The sequence below is a fragment of the Bradyrhizobium sp. 26S5 genome (assembly GCF_036923295.1).
GTDB classification, from domain to species: Bacteria; Pseudomonadota; Alphaproteobacteria; order Rhizobiales; family Xanthobacteraceae; genus Bradyrhizobium; species Bradyrhizobium septentrionale.
This window is the reverse complement of sequence record NZ_CP145948.1, coordinates 7,504,413-7,522,360: the sequence shown is the minus strand read 5'-3', so window position 1 is coordinate 7,522,360 and position 17,948 is coordinate 7,504,413. Positions and strand designations below refer to the sequence as shown.

The 17,948-nt window shown below is 62.9% G+C and carries 16 protein-coding genes; 9 read left to right on the top strand and 7 right to left on the bottom strand.

From position 1 onward, the window contains the following. The first annotated feature begins 10 nt into the window (after positions 1 to 10). The 3 genes from istA to V5279_RS35400 all read left to right on the top strand — a co-directional run bounded on the left by istA (position 11) and on the right by V5279_RS35400 (position 3,252). Entirely contained in the window at positions 11 to 1,543 is a 1,533-nt protein-coding gene (gene istA / locus V5279_RS35410; RefSeq protein WP_422389058.1) for an IS21 family transposase, read from the top strand. Further along, positions 1,540 to 2,382 (top strand): IS21-like element helper ATPase IstB, encoded by an 843-nt coding sequence (istB, locus tag V5279_RS35405; RefSeq protein WP_176535476.1) that lies wholly within the window; start codon positions 1,540 to 1,542, stop codon positions 2,380 to 2,382. The genes istA and istB overlap by 4 nt, the downstream gene beginning before the upstream one ends. Before the next feature lie 123 nt (positions 2,383 to 2,505). Further along, positions 2,506 to 3,252 carry an integrase core domain-containing protein gene (locus tag V5279_RS35400; protein WP_338691634.1) on the top strand — a complete coding sequence of 249 codons (747 nt, stop codon included), beginning with the start codon at positions 2,506 to 2,508 and terminating at the stop codon, positions 3,250 to 3,252. Between the two features lie 318 nt (positions 3,253 to 3,570). Here V5279_RS35400 and fabF read toward each other — a convergent pair whose 3' ends face one another. After that, positions 3,571 to 4,833, bottom strand: coding sequence for a beta-ketoacyl-ACP synthase II (gene fabF, locus V5279_RS35395; RefSeq protein WP_338691633.1), 1,263 nt, complete (start codon positions 4,831 to 4,833; stop codon positions 3,571 to 3,573). 661 nt (positions 4,834 to 5,494) lie between these two features. On the opposite strand from fabF, the gene V5279_RS35390 reads away from it, so the two are divergent. After that, positions 5,495 to 6,136 carry a hypothetical protein gene (locus V5279_RS35390; protein WP_338691632.1) on the top strand — a complete coding sequence of 214 codons (642 nt, stop codon included), beginning with the start codon at positions 5,495 to 5,497 and terminating at the stop codon, positions 6,134 to 6,136. Between the two features lies 1 nt (position 6,137). Continuing rightward, complete coding sequence (locus V5279_RS35385) at positions 6,138 to 6,908, top strand: hypothetical protein (protein ID WP_338691631.1); 771 nt, start codon at positions 6,138 to 6,140, stop codon at positions 6,906 to 6,908. Between the two features lie 427 nt (positions 6,909 to 7,335). Here the strand turns inward: V5279_RS35385 and V5279_RS35380 are convergent, their stop codons facing one another. The 5 genes from V5279_RS35380 to V5279_RS35360 all read right to left on the bottom strand — a co-directional run bounded on the left by V5279_RS35380 (position 7,336) and on the right by V5279_RS35360 (position 11,706). Further along, positions 7,336 to 7,713 carry a hypothetical protein gene (locus tag V5279_RS35380; RefSeq protein WP_338691630.1) on the bottom strand — a complete coding sequence of 126 codons (378 nt, stop codon included), beginning with the start codon at positions 7,711 to 7,713 and terminating at the stop codon, positions 7,336 to 7,338. 118 nt (positions 7,714 to 7,831) lie between these two features. After that, a protein-coding gene (locus V5279_RS35375) for an IS3 family transposase (protein WP_414645828.1) occupies positions 7,832 to 9,009 on the bottom strand; the annotation gives its coding sequence in 2 pieces (ribosomal slippage) (positions 7,832 to 8,718 and positions 8,718 to 9,009; 1,179 coding nt in all). 58 nt (positions 9,010 to 9,067) lie between these two features. Next, complete coding sequence (locus V5279_RS35370; RefSeq protein ID WP_338691629.1) at positions 9,068 to 10,198, bottom strand: hypothetical protein; 1,131 nt, start codon at positions 10,196 to 10,198, stop codon at positions 9,068 to 9,070. Between the two features lie 585 nt (positions 10,199 to 10,783). After that, the gene (locus V5279_RS35365; protein ID WP_338691628.1) at positions 10,784 to 11,050 is read right to left on the bottom strand and encodes an HGGxSTG domain-containing protein; all 267 of its coding nucleotides are present in this window, start codon (positions 11,048 to 11,050) and stop codon (positions 10,784 to 10,786) included. Next, positions 11,047 to 11,706, bottom strand: a complete 660-nt coding sequence (locus V5279_RS35360) for a hypothetical protein (protein ID WP_338691627.1) — start codon at positions 11,704 to 11,706, stop codon at positions 11,047 to 11,049. The genes V5279_RS35365 and V5279_RS35360 overlap by 4 nt, the downstream gene beginning before the upstream one ends. Before the next feature lie 423 nt (positions 11,707 to 12,129). Here V5279_RS35360 and V5279_RS35355 point away from each other — a divergent pair, with 423 nt between their 5' ends. The 3 genes from V5279_RS35355 (at position 12,130) to V5279_RS35345 (ending at position 16,549) form a co-directional block, all read left to right on the top strand. Further along, positions 12,130 to 14,505, top strand: a complete 2,376-nt coding sequence (locus tag V5279_RS35355; RefSeq protein WP_338691626.1) for a molybdopterin guanine dinucleotide-containing S/N-oxide reductase — start codon at positions 12,130 to 12,132, stop codon at positions 14,503 to 14,505. A 105-nt stretch (positions 14,506 to 14,610) separates the two neighbouring features. Further along, the gene (locus V5279_RS35350) at positions 14,611 to 15,654 is read left to right on the top strand and encodes an alpha/beta hydrolase (RefSeq protein WP_338691625.1); all 1,044 of its coding nucleotides are present in this window, start codon (positions 14,611 to 14,613) and stop codon (positions 15,652 to 15,654) included. Positions 15,655 to 15,673: 19 nt separating this feature from the next. Next, the gene (locus tag V5279_RS35345; RefSeq protein ID WP_338691624.1) at positions 15,674 to 16,549 is read left to right on the top strand and encodes a PhzF family phenazine biosynthesis isomerase; all 876 of its coding nucleotides are present in this window, start codon (positions 15,674 to 15,676) and stop codon (positions 16,547 to 16,549) included. A 25-nt stretch (positions 16,550 to 16,574) separates the two neighbouring features. Here the strand turns inward: V5279_RS35345 and V5279_RS35340 are convergent, their stop codons facing one another. After that, positions 16,575 to 17,087, bottom strand: a complete 513-nt coding sequence (locus tag V5279_RS35340; protein WP_338691623.1) for a helix-turn-helix domain-containing protein — start codon at positions 17,085 to 17,087, stop codon at positions 16,575 to 16,577. A gap of 209 nt (positions 17,088 to 17,296) precedes the next feature. Here V5279_RS35340 and V5279_RS35335 point away from each other — a divergent pair, with 209 nt between their 5' ends. Continuing rightward, complete coding sequence (locus tag V5279_RS35335) at positions 17,297 to 17,935, top strand: 2-hydroxychromene-2-carboxylate isomerase (protein ID WP_338691622.1); 639 nt, start codon at positions 17,297 to 17,299, stop codon at positions 17,933 to 17,935. Positions 17,936 to 17,948 lie beyond the last annotated feature (13 nt).

Below are 17,948 nucleotides of genomic sequence, written 5' to 3'. Positions count from 1 at the left end.
AATCGATGCCTTGCCTGGCCTCCACATCACCGACCACCAGATGAGGCTGTACATGACGTACCGACTGACACTGTCCCCCGAGGCCGCCGCGGCCAAGGCGGGGTTCTCGAAGGCAAGCGCGTATCGAATCGAGGGCGATTGTCGCCCGCCATCGCAGAAGAAGACGCCGAGGGGCCGGCGCCGGTCCGATCCGCTCGGGCAGTATTGGGACGCCGAGATCGTTCCGATCCTGAAGGCTGCGCCCGGCATCCGCGTGATCGGCGTGCTGGACGAGCTGCGCCGACGGCATCATGACTTGAACCCGAACATCCGCCGCACGCTGGAGCGGCGCATCAACGCCTGGCGGGCGCTCAACGGCCCCGAACAGGACGTGATCTTCCGCCAGCAGCACGAGCCCGGCCGCCTGGGTCTGTCCGACTTCACCGACGTGAGCGCGCTCGGTATTACCATCGCGGGTGAGCCGCTCGATCACCGGCTCTATCACTTCCGGTTGGCGTTCTCCGGCTTCGAGCATGTCCATGTCGTGCTCGGCGGCGAAAGCTTCGTCGCCCTGGCGGAGGGCTTGCAGAACGCGCTGTGGGCGCTTGGCGGCGTGCCGCGGGAGCATCGCAGCGACAGCCTGTCGGCAGCATTCCGCAATCTGGCCGCCGACGCACGGGGGGATCTGACGCAGCGCTACGCCGGGCTGATGGGCCACTATGGCATGGCGCCAACGCGCAACAATGCGGGCATCGCACATGAGAACGGCTCGATCGAGAGCGCGCACGGCCATCTCAAGCGGGCACTGGAAGATGCGCTGTTGCTGCGGGGGACGCGCGAGTTCGCCAGTCTCGATGCGTACCGGGCTTTTGTCGACGAGATTGTCGGCCGGCGCAACGCCAACCTCGCCAAGCCGATCGCGCTCGAGAAGGAGGCCTTGGCGCCGCTGCCAAAAGGCCGCACGACCGACTTCGAGGAGAAAGTGATCCCGGTGACGTCGTCAGGCGGCTTCATCCTGCGGCGCGTATTCTACACCGTGCCTTCAAGATTGATCGGCCATCGCCTGCGTGTGCGCATCTTCGACGACCGGCTCGAATGCTTCCTTGGCGTCACGCCGGTCGTGACGCTGCGGCGCGGTCGGCCTGTGTCCGAGAGCCAGGGCGGTCATGTTGTGGATTACCGGCACGTCATCCATGCCCTGCGGCGCAAGCCGATGGCGCTCCTCAATCTCGTTTATCGCGACCAACTCTTCCCGCGTGCAGCTTACAAACGTCTGTTCGAGACCTTGCGGGAGCATGGTGATGACCGGCGCGCCTGCAAGGTGACGGTCGAGCTTCTGGCGCTGGCTCACGAGCGCGCCTGCGAAGCAGAACTCGCCGAGGTGATCGCGATGGATCTGGACGCCGGACAGTTACCCGATCTTGCCGCGCTGCGCGACCGCTTCCGACCCGAGGCGGCCTCGATCCCGCGTGTCGCCGTCAAGCTGGCGCCGCTCGACGTCTACGATGAACTCGCCTCCGTCAGCGTCATGTCGGGCCGCTCGAACCTGGGAGAGGCAGCATGACCGGTATCGCTACCTCCGTCGATGCTGCCCGTGTCGAGCTGCTTCTCAATGAGCTCCGCCTGCCGGGCGTCAAGGCGATCTGGCCGAAGCTCGCCGCACAGTCGGACAAGGAAGGGTGGCCTGCCGCCCGCTTCCTCGCCGCCCTTGCCGAGCACGAGGCGGCCGATCGCACCCGCCGTCGGATCGAGCGACACATGGTGGAAGCGCGTTTGCCCGCCGGCAAGACGCTCGCCACCTTCGACTTCGAAAGCGTGCCGATGCTATCAAAGGCACAGGCGATGGCGCTCGCCGCTGGCGACGCCTGGTTGAAGGCCGGCGCCAATTTGCTCTTGTTCGGTCCACCGGGCGGCGGCAAGACCCATCTCGGCACGGCGATCGGCCTGGCTCTCGTCGAGAACGGTTGGCGCGTTCTCTTCGCGCGCACCACTGATCTGGTGCAACGGCTGCAGGTCGCGCGGCGCGAGCTGGCGCTGGAGTCCGCGATCGCCAAACTCGATCGCTATGACCTCCTGATCCTCGACGACATCACATATGTGAGCAAGGATCAGGCGGAAACCAGTGTGCTGTTCGAGTTGATCGCCGCCCGCTACGAACGACGCTCGCTGCTGATCACGGCCAATCAGCCATTTGGCGAATGGGGGCGTATCTTCCCGGACCAGGCAATGACGTTGGCTGCCATCGATCGTTTGGTCCACCACGCCACGATCCTCGAGATGAACGTCGAAAGTTACCGTCGAAAAGTTGCCCTCGATCGCAAGCGCGGTCCAGGCCGGCCACCTGTTCACACGACCCCCAACGAACTCGACAAGACTGTGATTGACGCTGGCAGCGCCGCTTGATTGTCGCGCAGCGTCAATCAACGCTTGCCAAGTAGGCGGCCAGCGTCAATTATCTCCTGACTCGGCCGCCTCGTCTCATCTTGATTGACGCGCCGCTCTCATCCTGATTGTCGCGCTATAAGCGTGGACTTCAAGGGTTGGTTCCGCACCCGCGACCAGTGCCGGATTGATCCGTTGACGGTGGCTGACAGCCACAGTCGCTTCCTGATCGAACTGCAGATCGTCGCACCGACGACCGAGGGCGTCCGCCCCCGCTTCGAGAGGGCTTTCCGCGAGCATGGCCTGCCGCGGGCAATCCGCTGCGACAATGGTTCGCCGTTCGGCTCGCGCGGCGCCGGCGGTCTCACCACATTGTCGGTCTGGTGGCTGAAGCTCGGCATTACGCCGCACTTCATCCGTCCGGCCTCGCCGCAGGAGAACGGTCGCCATGAGCGCATGCATCGCACCTTGAAGGCGCAAACATCGAGCCCACCGGCAGATAATGCGTCCGAGCAACAGGCCCGCTTTGACGCCTTCCGAGAGCATTACAATAAGGAACGTCCTCACGAAGCGCTGGGCCAACGGCCGCCGGAGGACGCCTATCGAGCATCTCAACGCACCATGCCGGATCGCGAGCAAGACCCCTGGTATGACGCCGATCACCAGGCCCGCCGTGTTCGCGGCAATGGGGAGATTAAATGGAAAGGCAAGTTCGTCTTTATCGGTCAGGCGCTGGTGAACGAACTTGTCGGCATCGCCGAACTCGATACCGGTGACCACGTCGTCCGCTTCTGCGACCTCGACGTCGGTCTCATCGACCGCCGCGGCCTGTTCACCCGGTTCGCTCCGCCTCGTGAGGGGCTGCGCGAACCGGGCGAACAGACCGCTTAACCCAAACTGTCGGGGATCATGCCGGTCCAAAATGTCGGGAATCATGCCGGTTGAACACACGAGTCGCATCGTGGAGAGAGCCCCCACCCGCCGCGCTCAGGCGCGCAAGAGCGCTGCCGAGCGCGTCGGCCTAAGAGCGAGCTTCGCTCGTCTCGACCCCGCAAGCGGGAGAGGCGAAGCGAGTCTGCGGTCCGGCCGATTAAACCGAAAATCATCGCGCTTTAGTGCTCTGCCGCAGGCACCCCGAGAAGGGGCCGCTCGCTGCCGGGCGCAGCGGCGTGTCCGAGCAGCTCAGCGCGGATTTGATCGGCAACCGGCTCAAGACCATCGTCGAAAGACGAGACTCGCGTTGACGCCGCCAAATCCAAAGCCGTTCGAGATCGCGTGTTCGATGGCCATCGGCCGCGCAACGTTCGCGACCAGGTCGATGCCCTGCGCAGCCGGATCGCCGTTGTCCAGATTGAGCGTGGGCGGCGCGACCTGATCGCGCAGCGCCAGAATTGTGAAGATTGCCTCGACGCCACCGGCCGCGCCGAGCAGATGTCCCGTCGCTGACTTGGTTGCGCTGACGGCAACCCCTCCCTCGCGCCCGAAGACGCGCTTGATGGCTTCCAATTCGCTGAGATCGCCGACCGGCGTGGATGTCGAATGCGCGTTGAGATGCTGGACCTGGTCGGGCCGCAACCCGGCCTGCCGGAGTGCCGCCTCCATCGCGCGTCGGGCGCCGTCGCCATCTTCCGGGCCCGCGGTGATGTGATAGGCGTCCGCCGTCGTGCCGTAACCAATAACCTCCGCGATCGGTTTGGCGCCGCGCCGCAGGGCATGTTCGAGCTCCTCAATGACGAGGACACCGGCGCCTTCGCCCATGACGAAGCCGTCCCGGTCGCGGTCGAACGGCCGCGAAGCCCGGGCGGGCGTGTCGTTGAAGGACGTCGAAAGTGCCCGCGCAGCCGCAAAGCCGCCAAGGCTCACGGGATCGATGCAGGCTTCAGCACCGCCGCAAATCGCGACGTCGGCTTCCCCGGACCTGATCAGGCGCGCTCCATCGCCAATCGCTTGAACGCTCGCGGCGCAGGCGGTCACCGGCGCGCCGATCGGACCCTTGAAGCCGTATCGGATGGTGATGTGCCCGGCCGCGAGATTTGCCAGAAAGGAGGGGATGGTGAATGGCGACAGGCGACGCAGGCCGCTCCTTTCCGCCGTGCGCACGGCCTCCGCAATCGCGGGAAACCCGCCTACGCCGGATGCGATCACCGTGGCGGTCCGCTCCTGGGCACGCGCCTCGGCCGGCATCCAACCGGCCTGCGCCACGGCTTCCGCCGCAGCGAGCAGCGCGAACAGGATGAACCGGTCCATCTTCTTCTGGTCCTTGCGTGGGGCAGCGGAATCGGGATCGAAGCCGCCCTCCGGATCCTCGGCCTTATCAGGAACCATGCCGGCGACGCGCGCCGGCAGGGCCGCCGCCCACTCCGGCAATGCCGTCAACCCGGACTGCCCCGAGAGCAGCCTTGACCAGACCAATTCGGTGCCACAGCCCAGCGGGGACACCATCCCCAGGCCCGTCACAACAATTCGCCGCATGGTTCTCCTGTCGCGCCCTTCCTGCGAACCGGCATGGCCGGGATTCGAGACTGTTTGGGCGTCGGGTCTGGTTTATATGACAGTTATCATCTATTGTCTCGACCGGCCGGGCGTCAAGCTGGCGGCTCCGCCCCGCGCAAGAAGGTCTTTCGCAAGCGCCTGCGCGCACTCGCCGGTGCCATGGGCGCGCGTCACCCGGCCGTGCTCGGCGACGCCCTGCTGCTGCTCATCGAAGGATCTACGTCACCGGCCAGCAGTCGGAAGAGGGGCCGGCGCAGCCAGCGTTCACGCTGGCGAAGCTATTGATCGACGAGCGTGGCGAAGCCGTGACGTGGATAAGAGCGCGATGGCCGACGGCAGCGCCGATGGGTAAAGGGCGCTCGAACTTTATATCGCAATCCCAATAGTGTAAGAGTTTGCAGTTTTATTCAGCAAAAGCAATCGCTTAGCTTGCGCGCAGTCCTCTCCCGAAATTGCCGACTGAGTAGAGACTGGGTATCGATTGGCAATGTTTCTGCTGATCTGGCGGCCCTCGCCAATTAAGGAAGAGCACATCGCGCCTTTCCGGGGCAGGGGTTGTGAGTATCCCTAAGTTGCCCTTCCAGTTGCGGTTTCTGCATGCCATTTTCGTAGGCAGAGGACCATGCGGGGCAACTAAGTTATGGACGATCAAAGCGAAACGAGCACTACGGCCGCCAAACGACCGGTCGCGGCGTCTGATGCAGAGCCTGCTGACGTCAAAGCCACTCCGGAAACGTTGACCGCCATTATCAAACTTCTCGAGCCGCTGTCTTCTGCACAGCGTCAGAGAACCGTAGCGGCGGCAATGATGTTCTTGGGCGAAGCGCCGTTGCAAAAGCCAAGGCAGGAGAAGTCAAGGGAGAGCACTGGCAACAACAATGGCGATGGAGATGGAGAAGGCGACTACCCGCCGCAGATCACCAAATGGATGAAGCAGAATGAGGTCACAGCGGAACAGTTAGATCGGGTATTCCATTTCAATCAGGACGCCACATTCGAACTGCTCCACGCACCCGGCAAGACGAAGAAGGACCAGGCGGTCAACACCTACATCTTGACCGGTCTGGGCAAATACCTAGTGGCGAACGACAGATCATTTGATGACGCTACAGCGCGCAGTTTCTGCGAAACGATTGGCTGTTTCGACCCGACCAATCACGCCACCTACCTGAAGAAGAACAAAGGTGGGGAATTCACCGGAGACAAGACCAAAGGCTACTCGTTGACGAATGTTGGCGTGAAGCGCGGTGCGGCGCTCGTGAAAGAAGTAGCAGGCGGTTGACGTGATCGAACCATCTCGCGTGCTTGCAGCGCTGCCGCAGGCCCTCCGGGAGGAGTTGCTTGATAGCTACCAGAAGATCATGTCGAACTACCTTGAGCGCCGCTGGGAGCCCTCCGAGCTCAATGGTGGAAAGTTCTGCGAGGTAGTCTATTCGATCGTCAATGGCGCGCTAAAAGGAAGCTTCCCGGCCAACGCCAGCAAGCCCAGCAACATGCTGGCAGCTTGCCAAGCACTCGAAAAACAAAGTCCTGATCCAACCCGTGTTGGGGACCGCAGCCTGCGAGTGCTTATCCCGCGGTTACTGCCGGTGCTTTACGAGATCCGCAATAACCGGGGTGTTGGGCATGTCGGCGGAGATGTTGACCCCAACCATATGGACGCGGAAGCGGTGCAGGCCATGGCGAGTTGGGTGATGGCGGAACTCGTGCGCATCTTCCACGGCGTGAAGACCGATGAAGCACAACAGACCGTTGATGCCTTGGTGGAACCAAAGTCACCGCTCATTTGGGCGGTTGGCGAAATCAAGCGCGTGCTGGAGTCCAAGATGACTGCGAAGAACCAAGTGCTCGTGCTGCTGCATCACAGCACGGGTTGGGTTTCAGCAACAGATCTTCTTAGTTGGGTTGAATACTCCAACGCGAGCATGTTTCGCAACAAGGTGCTGCGGCCACTGCATAAAGACCGTCTGATTGAGTTTAACGCCGAACAAGGGGTAGCTCGCATTTCACCATCAGGAGCCAAGATAGCCGAGGAAGAACTGCTGAAGAAGTGAAATCCCGGGGTGCCATAGCGCGCCGAGTGAGAGGCTGCTTCCAAGTCTGTAAAATGGCAAGGGAATTACGGTGACAGTGCTCTCAATTGATGCCTGATGCCCATCACTTGCATCATACTCATCCCGCCTCGCCCGTGTCCGTTATTCCCGACTAACTACACCGCGTCACCCAGCGCGGCAACGCCGCGCGTGGACCATTTCGAGAACACCGTAACGCAACCTGAAGGCCACGCAAACACAGCCTCAGCAAGACACGCTGATCCGCAACCGCAACACCGGCATCCGCTGGCCGCTCGGCTCGTTCAACGGCTTCGGCAACTCGCCTTTGGGATCGGGTTGTTCGAAGCGCCGGCAGTGGGTTGGAGTGCTTTTCAGATGCACTCAAACGCTATTCTATGACCGGCAGGATGGTTGTAAGATTGCTCAACTAGAAAGGCGAGTGGACCTTAGGCAACTCAGGTAGCTTGGGCGGCTCGGGAAGCTTAGGGGGCTCCAACTTGACGTCCGGAATGATTTTCTCGGCCTCCTTTATGAGCGGCTTAGTTGGATTCGCCAACGTCTCGCCTACAGCCTGGCCCAGTTTCTCGCCGGACTCGCCGCCGATTGTTTTACCGACCTCGCCCCCGACTTTTGCCCCAACGGCGCCCGCGGCCTCTTTTGCAATGCTATCGGGTGCAGTAATCACCTTCACGAGTCCCTTTGCCGTTGGGTTCCTTCTTAGCTCTTCGAGGTCGTGAATGGCCTGATTTGCTCGGGACTTGGCCGCGTCAAACGCCGCTTGTTCGATTTCGTACAGCTTGGTCATCCCCGGAAGATCGGGAAGCGGTACCTTTTGAATGGGGCCACCGCTATACAACTTTGCTACGAACAAGCAGTCCCAGTACATCGTGTCGGCTGATCTTCCCCCGAAAAAATGGACAAGGTTAAGCTGCTTTTAGCTCCATCTCGATCGGACTGACATAGCCGATGGCGGAGTGACGACGAGTTCGATTGTAGAAGCCTTCAATGTAAGCAAAGATATCACGTGTGGCCTCTGCGCGTGTTGCATAGTGAGTGTGGTAGACGAGCTCGATTTTGAGCGTGTGAAAGAAGCTCTCCATTGGAGCATTGTCATAGCAGTCGGCCTTGCGGCTCATCGATGCCCTCAAGCCGGCAGATTGCACGACCTTGCGGTATTCCGCCGATGCGTATTGGACGCCGCGATCGGAATGATGGATCAGACCGGCGCCAGGCCGCTGCGCTGAGACGGCCATCCGCAAGGCTGCCAGCGGCAGCTCGGCACGCAAATGATCCGCCATCGCCCAGCCGACGATCCTGCGGCTGTACAAATCCATGACGGTGGCCAGATAGAGCCAACCCTGATCGGTCTCGATGTAGGTGATATCGGCGAGCCAGATCCGGTTCGGCGCAGTGGCGGTGAAGTTGCGCTCGAGCAGGTTCGCCGCGATCGGGAGGTCATGACGGCTATCGGTCGTCCGCACCCGGCGAGGCCGTGCCATGATGGCCCTGATACCGTGATGGCGCATCAGCCGCTCGATGCGGCCACGGCTCGCCCCGCGGCCCTGGGCCTTCAATTCGACATGGATACGCGGGCTGCCGTAGCGTCCGTTTGTCTCGCGATGGACGCGCTTGATGTCGTCGACAAGCTCACGGTTGGCGACCGATCGCTGGCTCTCCGGCCGGGAGCGCCAAGCATAATAGCCGGCCGGCGAGACACCGAGCACGTCGCACAGGATCGTCACAGGATAGTCGGCGCGGCGATCTTCGATGAAGCGGAATCTCATTTCGGCCCCCCAGCAAAGATCGCGATCGACTTTTTTAAAATGTCGCGCTCCATGCGCAGCCGCTCGTTCTCTCGCTGCAGACGAGCGATCTCCGCCGCGTGGTCCGCCGACGGCAGCGTCGCTTGCGTTGTGGGGCGCCGCGCCGCAGCCGTCGGCTCTCGCCCAGTTCCACGTAGTTCCACCCAGCGCCGCAAAACTGAATCGCGCAGGCCAAGTTCCTTGGCCACCGATCCGATCGAGCGGCCACTCGAAGCGACCAGATCGACCGCTTGCCGCTTATAGTCGTCCGTAAACGACCTACGCTGACGTCCTTCCATCCAACACCTCTCCTGGCTCTTCGAGCCTACTACAGGTGTCCATCAATTCGGAGGAGGTTCAGGCTGCGGGATTTGATTGATCCTTGTCGGTACGTTCCCAAATCCATTGGAAGCGCGGATGAGGAGTTGTGTCTTCCTTTGTCCTGCACTTCTTGTAGATGAGTTCAAGCATCTCGCTCGATGGACCATTCGCCACAAAATGCAGAAATGCGTTCTCAGGCTCTACTGCTGCCACTTTTTTGGCCGCGTCCAAGGTAAGTGGTGAGGGGATCGCGGTGTATTTTTGAAGGAGGTACGCATCAACAGCAATGTTGTGCCTGGAAAATCCGGGATCGTTTACCACGGCATTCAATCTGCCGACAATTCCCGTAGTATCAGTTGCAACCCTTGCCAATACGCGAATGTGAGATGCTCTTTCTTCAACCTTCTTGGCAGCATTCTCTAGGTCATTGAGAGCGGCATTTGCTAGTTGGACAGGTACAAGTGAAAGCACATCACCGATTCCCGGTAGCGTCCTCAGTGCATTCTCGATATTGTTCAACGCGGTACGTGTTTCACGAACGACATCCGACGGATTCGGACCACTTACACCGCCAATGCCAGGGACGGTATCGCAAAGCTGATTGGAAGTTCCGAGCACGACCGCGAGGCGATCAAGCATGGGACAGTCCAAAAGCTTGAACGTGCAACGCGAGTCTTGGCAATACCGCGGAATGAAGTCGAACGTCTTCTTGTTATCATCAATCCATTTCGTCCAGCTCTTAAACGCATCCTTATCCTTGTTTTCGGCAATGTATGCCCATACGCCCGCGGCGTGATCGTTACTGAAGGTGGTTTCGGATCCTCCGTCGGGTATAGCAAGCCGAAGTTTTCGTGGTGATCGCCACCAGCGTCCGTCGGACGATTGCGAATTTTTGACGGCTTCACAGCCGCCAGTGTCGCCTACTGAGCAGGAAAGGCCGCTGAATAAGATTGTGTCGCCATCGTTACATGGTTCGAAGAAGACTTCTCCGTCAGCCTCTTTTTTCTCGGAAAACTCCTTTGAAACGAATTCTTCGCACTTGGGTAGTCGCGCTTGCCAAAAGGCTTTCGCTGCCTCGAGCCTCGCCGGTTCGGGCTGCTCTTGCGCTATGGCATCCGTCGATACGGACAGAGCGGCCAAGGGCAATGACAAAAGCCATATACGCATATGAACCTCCCTGCAAAAACGATCTTAATAGCAGGAGGGTGACCACGGTTGCAGGAGCGTCGCTGTCCTATTGTTGCGTGTATCCGCCTGTTGCGACACTCAGTCGCGGCGCGCGCGGCCGAGCTCGCGGCATCCCCTCATGGCCGTGCGTTGGCCGGCTGTTCAAAGCCGGCCGAACGTTGCGACATAACTTGAAGTTTCATACACGGCCCCGCGGATCGCCTACACGGCGACCGACTTCGCAGACCGAGTTCACGGCCGCGTTGCTTCCTTCGGCGATGACAATCTGGAATTACGGTGAAAGTGCACTCAATTGATGTCGATGCCATTGCTTGCATCATACTCATCCCCGCCTCGCCCCTGTCGTCATCCTCGCGCAATGTTTGAGTTTCAAGCCAGCTATGGGAAGCTCACAAGGGGCTTTGGCGGTTTCTGAATGCGGCCGCGCGATTTCTCGCAGAGCTGCGGCGCTGGTTCAGATCACGTCGCTCGGAGTGCTCTACGCGACATACGGCGACGCGGGACAGGTAGGGAAGAGACCTTGGGGCGCGGCACGCGGCCGACGGGCGCCAGTTGCTAGGCTAATCACTTCATCACTCCCAGCAGCTTCCGCGCTTCCCCCAACAACTCCCGTATCTGCCTTCGCTCGGCGATCGCATCCCCCGTGAACAGGCCGTGCTTGCGCGCGTTCCGGTTTGCCCTTGGCGCGCCGGATCCCGGTGCGCCGCCGTGCATGCGGCAGCGCGTCTTGCCGTGCACCGCCGGCGCGCGGCACGCGCCACTGGTGCGGGTTTTGGCGCCACAGCGCGGGCTCGCCAGCATCGCCCCGGTGGTTCTGATGTGAGCGCTCATGCCTGTGCGTCCTGCGCGGCATCGGCGGCATCAGGCCGCCGCCTGGCGCCCGCGGCCTTCGGCGGCCGCGCCGCGGATGCCGGTGTCTTGTCGGAAACGATCACGCTCGCATGCTGCGTGACGTTGCCGACGATGGCCTTGCCGCCGTCCTCCACCTTCACGTTCTGCACGGTGATGGCGGGCTCGCCATGGCTCCGGTAGCGGTTCAGCGCGTCGATCTGGGCGGGAAACGTGCGGGCGAGCCGGCCCAACGCGCGCGCGGCGCTGTCGTGCTGGGCGAGGTCGTCGGCATGCGCGAGGTGATGGGCGCATCGCATCGCCATCACATGAACCGAAACCATCTGCGCCACCAGCATGGCCTCGCCGGAATCCCGTGGGCGAATGCTCTTCACCATCGAGATCATGAAAGCGAGGTTGACCTCGTCGGGACTGCCGCCGTTCACGCTGGCCTTCACCAATTGCCGCAGGATGCCCTCCATCGCGTCGCGATCGGCGGCCCCCAGTGCGTTCGCCATCAGCTGTTCGCCGAGCTTCGGGTCGGGGTGATCGATGGAGAAACCGCGCGACGAGAGTTTTATCCGCGGGGTTGCGGCGGCCTGGGTCTGGTCGGTTGCGGGGACCATCGTCGGTACGGCGATTTCAGGTGCGGTATTCATGTCGATATTCCCTGGCATGCGCGCGGCAAGCGCGCAGGCGATCGCTCGCTGCGGGAGCCGGTGCAATTTCAATTGTGGGTGAGGATTTTCGGCCGCAATCGCAACCGGCGCGCCCGCGATTGCGGGCGAGGGGGCGCTTTCTCGATTTCGGAATATTGGAAAAATACCCGTGAGTTGCCCGACGTGTCAAGTTGCCCTGTCGAACGCCGGCCGCCGCCGGCTACTGTGCATGGGGTTGTTTTCGATATTTTGGCAGCGCGCACCTGCGGCGGGGAGTTCCACCACCGCCACCGGCGGTTATGCCGGCAAGGTGCGGTGCGATATCTGTGGCAGCGGGTACCTTGCGCCGATTGGTGCGTTATACTGGCCGGAGCGTTGCGACCGGCGTGGCCTTACCGCCGGCCTGCGGATGAAGGACACGCGATGAGCGAAACCATTGGCTACCCCGATCCCGGCCTCGATCTGTCCGATGGGTTCAAGCCGCACACCTCGCATTGGGGCGTGTTCTCGGCGCGTTTCGGCAAGGCGGGTCTCGAAGTCAAGCCCTATGGCGGCGATCCCGATCCGAACCGCATCATCAACAATTTTCCCGGCGCACTGCGCCATCAGGCGCGGATTGCGCAACCGGCGATCCGCCGCGGCTGGCTGGAGCGCGGGCCGGGGCCTGATGATCGCCGCGGCCGCGACGAATTCGTCTCGGTCAGCTGGGAGCAGGCGCTCGATCTGCTCGGCGGCGAGCTGACGCGGATCCGCGACACGATCGGCCCCGGCGCGGTGTTCGGCGGTTCCTATGGCTGGTCGAGCGCGGGCCGCTTCCATCACGCGCAGAGCCAGGTGCACCGTTTCCTCAACGTCGCACTCGGCGGCTATGTGCGTTCGGTGAACACCTATTCCTCGGGTGCGTCCTCGGTGCTGCTGCCGCAGATTCTGACGGGTTACGAGGACATCACCAAGCGCAACGTCACCTGGGAACAGATCGCAGCCGAAACCGACATCGTGCTGGCATTCGGCGGCATGGCGCTGAAGAACTCGATGGTGGCGGGCGGCTCGATCAGCAAGCATATCGAGCGCGGCGCGATGGACGCGGCGCACCGGCGCGGCTGCCAGTTCGTCCTGGTCAGCCCGCTGCGCGACGATCTGCCCGTCGAGGCCGGCGCCGAGTGGATGACGGCGGTGCCCGGCACCGACACCGCGCTGATGCTCGGCATCGTCCACACCCTGGTCAGCGAGGGCCTGCACGATCAGGCCTTCCTCGATCGCTACACCGAGGGCTGGCCGGTGTTCCTGCGCTATCTGACCGGCGAGAGCGACGGCCAACCCAAGAGCGCCGAATGGGCCGCCGCGATCTGCGGCATCGATGCCGACACCATCGGGACGCTGGCGCGGCGGCTTGCCGGGCGGCGCGCGCTGATCACCGTGTCGCATTCGCTGCAGCGCGCCGAGCATGGCGAGCAGCCGGTGTGGATGGGCATGGTGCTGGCGGCAGCCCTCGGCCAGATCGGCCTGCCCGGCGGCGGCTATGCCTATTCGCTCGGCGCGATCGGCTATTACGGGCGGCGCGTCAATGCGGTGCCGGGACCGACGCTCGGGCAGGGCCGCAACGGCGTCGCCGACTTCATTCCGGTGGCGCGCATCGCCGACATGCTGCTCAATCCCGGCACCACCTATCGTTACAATGGCGAGACGCGAACCTATCCGGATATCCGCCTCGTCTACTGGGCGGGCGGCAATCCGTTCCACCATCACCAGGACCTCAACCGCCTGCGCAAGGCCTTTGCGCGGCTCGACACGCTGGTGGTGCACGAGCTCGCCTGGACCGCGACGGCGCGTCACGCCGACATCGTGCTGCCCTCGACGATGACGCTCGAGCGCGAGGACATCGGCTACTCCACCAACGATCCGCTGATGGTCGCCATGCACCGGATCGCCGAGCCGTTCGGCCTCGCGCGCGACGATTACGACATCTTTGCCGATCTCGCCGAGCGGCTCGGCGCCCGCGAGCCCTTCACCGAAGGGCGCACGTCGCGGCAATGGCTGGCGCATCTCTATGAGCCGACCCGCAAGGCGCTCGCCGGGAGCGGGCTCGAGGCGCCGGGCTTCGAGGAATTCTGGCAGCGCGGCAGCCTGGTCCTGCCGCAACATCTCGACGACGGCGGCGCGCTGCGCCGCTTCCGCGAGGACCCGGTCGCGCGGCCGTTGCCGACGCCGAGCGGCCGCATCGAGATATTCTCGCAGAAGATCGCCGACCACGGCGATGCGGATTGTCCGGGCCATCCGGTCTGGCTCGAGAAGACCGACACGCCGACATCAGGCGCGCCGTGCTTCCTGGTCGCCAACCAGCCGGTGACGCGCCTGCACAGCCAGCTCGACTTCGGCGGTCACTCGCTGGAGGCCAAGCATCGCGGCCGCGAGGTCGCGCGCATGAACCCGCGCGACGCCAAGGCGCGCGGCATCGCCGACGGCGACATCATCCGCATCTTCAACGCGCGCGGCGCCTGCCTCGCGGCGGTGCATGTCACCGACGGCATCGCGCCCGGCGTGGTCCAGCTGCCGACCGGCGCCTGGTACGACCCGATGGATCCCGAGGAGGAAGCTCCGCTCTGCGTTCACGGCAATCCGAACGTGCTGACGCGCGACATCGGCACGTCGTCCTTCGCGCAGGGCTGCACCGGGCAGCTCACGACGGTCGAAGTTGAGCGTTTCAACGGCAATCTGCCGCCGATCCGGGCGTTCGATCCGGCGTCGAGCATGATCCGGAAAAGTGCGAAGCGGTTTTCCGGGAAGATCATGCTCAATTAGCTGCCTCGAAGCCGATCACGAACAAATCATCGCTGTAGCGCTGGCTGGCGCCCGGCCGTTCGGCTAACGCATCACGGATCAGCCCTGATTTCCGGACCTTGAGAGATGCATCTGAGAGCCCTGTTTCACCTTGCCGTCGCTGCGACCGTCGCGCTCGGTGCGTCCAGCGCATCGGCGCAATCGGCCGCCGAGCCGGCCTATGGCCCGGAGCTGCAAGGCTTCGACTATCCCTATCCGGTCGAGCATTATCGCTTCAGCTCGCAGGGCCAGGAGCTCGACATGGCCTATCTCGACGTCAAGCCGGCGACGCCGAACGGCCAGACCGCGGTGCTGCTGCATGGCAAGAATTTCTGTGCTGCCACCTGGGACGGCACCATCAAGGCGCTCAGCGGCGCCGGCTATCGCGTGATCGCGATGGACCAGATCGGCTTCTGCAAATCCTCCAAGCCGGAACGCTACCAGTTCACCTTCCAGCAGCTTGCCGGCAACAGCCGCGCGCTGCTCGCCTCGCTCGGGATTGAGCATTCGATCGTGGTCGGCCACTCCACCGGCGGCATGCTGGCGATGCGCTACGCGCTGATGTATCCGGACGCCACCGACCGGCTGGTGCTGGTGGATCCGATCGGACTGGAGGACTGGAAGGCCAAGGGCGTGCCGTGGCTCAGCCTCGACGGCTGGATGCAGCGCGAGACGCGCGTCACCGCCGACGGCATCCGCGCCTATGAGCGCGCCACCTATTACGCCGACACCTGGGATCCGTCCTACGAGCCGTGGGTGCAGATGCTGGCCGGCATGTATCGCGGCCCGGGCCGCGCGGCGGTCGCGTCAAGCTCGGCGCGGCTCTACGACATGATCGCGACCCAGCCGGTGTTCTACGAATTCGAGCAGATCAAGCCGCCGACCCTGCTGTTTGTCGGTGACAAGGACACCACCGCGATCGCCAAGGACACCGCGCCGCCGGAAATCCGCAAGACGCTCGGCAATTATCCGGTGCTCGGCAAGGAAGCGGCGAAGCGGATTCCGCATGCGCAGCTGATCGAATTCCCCGACCTCGGCCATTCGCCGCAGATCCAGGCGCCGGCGCGCTTCCACGAGGCATTGCTCGGCTGGCTGCAGCATCCGGAGACCGGCGCGACGCTGGTCAAGTAGCAGCCTCGGGGATGGCATCATGACGACAGTCGAGCTGGTTAGCGTGTTCACGGTGGACGGGCAGGGCGGCAATCCCTGTCCGATCGTGGTCGATGCCAGGGGCATGAGCGCATCCGACATGCAGGATGTCGCGCGCCGCCATGGTCATGAATCCGGCTTCGTATTGCCGGCGGAGAGTGACGATTTCGACGTCGCGTTCCGCTTCTTCGTTCCGAACCACGAAATGGAAATGTGCGGCCACGCCACCATCGGTGCGCTCTGGTTGCTTGCACGCCAGGGACGACTGCCGGGCGATACGATCCGGATCGCAACGCGCAGCGGTCCCGTCACCGGCTTCATCAGCCGGGATCGCAACGGCGAGCCCCGTGTCGAGATCACCCAGCCGGCCGGAAAGACCGTTCCGCTCGACGCAGGGCAGCGCGATGACGTGCTGCGGGCGCTCGCGGTCGGGCCGGATGCGATCGGTGACGAAACGCCCTGCAATGCCGTGACATCGCGGATCAAGACTCTGATCCCGATGCGCTCGCCGGAGGCGCTGAATGCGCTGGATCCCGCGGTCGGGGACGTCGAGGCGGTCTGCGGGCGGATCGGATCGACCGGGCTCTATCCATTCGCGGTGGTCGACCGCGCGGCGCGCCTGTTCGAGGCACGGCAATTCCCGCGCTCATCCGGCTATCGCGAGGACGCCGCAACCGGCATCGCGGCTGCGGCACTGGCGTTCGGCTTGCTCGATTACGGCCTGATCACGCCTGATGACGACGAGATTCGAATCCTGCAGGGCAGGGCGATGGGGCGCCTGTCGGAGATCCGTGTCCGCATCGGCTTCGCCGGCGGCCGGCCGGTCGGCTGCCTGCTTGGCGGCAATGTCGTGCTGATGGCTGTGCCGTCACGCTGAAACGCGCGGCGGTCGACGGTCACTTCTAGGTCGATTCGGCGACCCGTCTGGCCCGCTCCTGCGCCCTTGCGTGCACGGGTGAGGACTTTCGCGCGCCGGGGCCCGGATGGACGTGGACATCCTTCGCGCTCAGCGGTTCGCCGCATTCCGAACAGACCATGACGGGGTCGAACATCTTCCTGCAGGTCTTGTGTTCGTGCAGCATCGGCCGGCCGCGCGCGTCGACCATGTGGATATTGCCCCAGTGCACGATCGACATGATGATCGGGTAGAGGTCGAGGCCTTTCTGGGTCAGGATGTATTCGTAGCGCTTCGGCGCCTCCTGATAGGGAATCTTGCGCAGCACGCCGAAGCGCACCAGCTTCTTCAGCCGGTCGGCGAGCAGATGGCGGGTGATCCCGAGCGACGCCTGAAAGTCATCGAACCTGCGGATGCGCAGGAAACATTCGCGCAGGATCAACAGGCTCCAGCGGTCGCCGATCACCGCGACGGTGCGGGCCAGCGAGCACGGCTCCTCCTCGAGGGTATCCCATTTCATCAGCGTCTCCAGCGCTCTGCGACGACAGTGGAAGTAAAATTCTAAAACAGAACTAACATCATTTCAATAGGATGCCGCGTACAGGCCCATGGTTCGGCTATAGGATGACAAATATCATATTGACAGTTCTAAAATAGAACTTATGGTCCGAACCACGATCAACCCGGCCGAGCAGACGGCCGCCGACAAATCGAAGGGAAGGGCGTTCCATGGCTGCTCCGCTCAAGGTCGAATTCCACTTCGATTTCGGAAGTCCGAACGCCTATCTCGCGGAACTGGCGCTGCCGGAGATCGAGAAGCGCACCGGCGTGAAGTTCGACTACGTCCCGGTGCTGCTCGGCGGCGTCTACAAGGCGACCGGCAACATGTCGCCCGGCGAGTCGCTGCGCGGCATCAAGAACAAGCCGGAATACAACGCGATCGAGACCGAGCGCTTCCTGCAGCGCCACAACATCACGACGTTCAGGTCGAACCCGTTCTTCCCGGTCAACACGCTGATGCTGATGCGCGGCGTCGTTGCGGCCGATTTCGAGGGGCTGTTCGAGCCTTATTTCCGCGCGGCCTATCACCACATGTGGTCCGAGCCCAAGAAGATGGACGATCCGCAGGTGTTCCGCGAGGCGTTCCTGTCCTCCGGCGTCGATATCGATCGCATCATCGCCCGCGCGCAGCAGGACGAGGTGAAGAAGAAGCTGATCGAGAACACCAGCAACGCCGTGGCGCGCGGCTCGTTCGGCTCGCCGACTTTCTTTGTCGGCGACGAGATCTTCTTCGGCAAGGATCGCTTGCGCGAAGTCGAGGAGGAGATCGTCGCGCAGCTGGCTGCGCCGCAGCGAAAGACTGCCTGAGCGGCAAATTCCT

Excerpts from the sequence above, each read along its gene's own strand:
- V5279_RS35355 (WP_338691626.1), top strand. The coding sequence starts at position 12,130 with ATGAGCGAAACCATTGGCTACCCCGATCCCGGCCTCGATCTGTCCGAT.
- V5279_RS35365 (WP_338691628.1), bottom strand. The coding sequence starts at position 11,050 with ATGAGCGCTCACATCAGAACCACCGGGGCGATGCTGGCGAGCCCGCGC.
- V5279_RS35345 (WP_338691624.1), top strand. The coding sequence starts at position 15,674 with ATGACGACAGTCGAGCTGGTTAGCGTGTTCACGGTGGACGGGCAGGGC.
- fabF (WP_338691633.1), bottom strand. The coding sequence starts at position 4,833 with ATGCGGCGAATTGTTGTGACGGGCCTGGGGATGGTGTCCCCGCTGGGC.
- V5279_RS35335 (WP_338691622.1), top strand. The coding sequence starts at position 17,297 with ATGGCTGCTCCGCTCAAGGTCGAATTCCACTTCGATTTCGGAAGTCCG.
- V5279_RS35360 (WP_338691627.1), bottom strand. The coding sequence starts at position 11,706 with ATGAATACCGCACCTGAAATCGCCGTACCGACGATGGTCCCCGCAACC.
- V5279_RS35340 (WP_338691623.1), bottom strand. The coding sequence starts at position 17,087 with ATGAAATGGGATACCCTCGAGGAGGAGCCGTGCTCGCTGGCCCGCACC.
- V5279_RS35380 (WP_338691630.1), bottom strand. The coding sequence starts at position 7,713 with ATGACCAAGCTGTACGAAATCGAACAAGCGGCGTTTGACGCGGCCAAG.
- V5279_RS35390 (WP_338691632.1), top strand. The coding sequence starts at position 5,495 with ATGGACGATCAAAGCGAAACGAGCACTACGGCCGCCAAACGACCGGTC.
- V5279_RS35370 (WP_338691629.1), bottom strand. The coding sequence starts at position 10,198 with ATGCGTATATGGCTTTTGTCATTGCCCTTGGCCGCTCTGTCCGTATCG.
- V5279_RS35350 (WP_338691625.1), top strand. The coding sequence starts at position 14,611 with ATGCATCTGAGAGCCCTGTTTCACCTTGCCGTCGCTGCGACCGTCGCG.
- istB (WP_176535476.1), top strand. The coding sequence starts at position 1,540 with ATGACCGGTATCGCTACCTCCGTCGATGCTGCCCGTGTCGAGCTGCTT.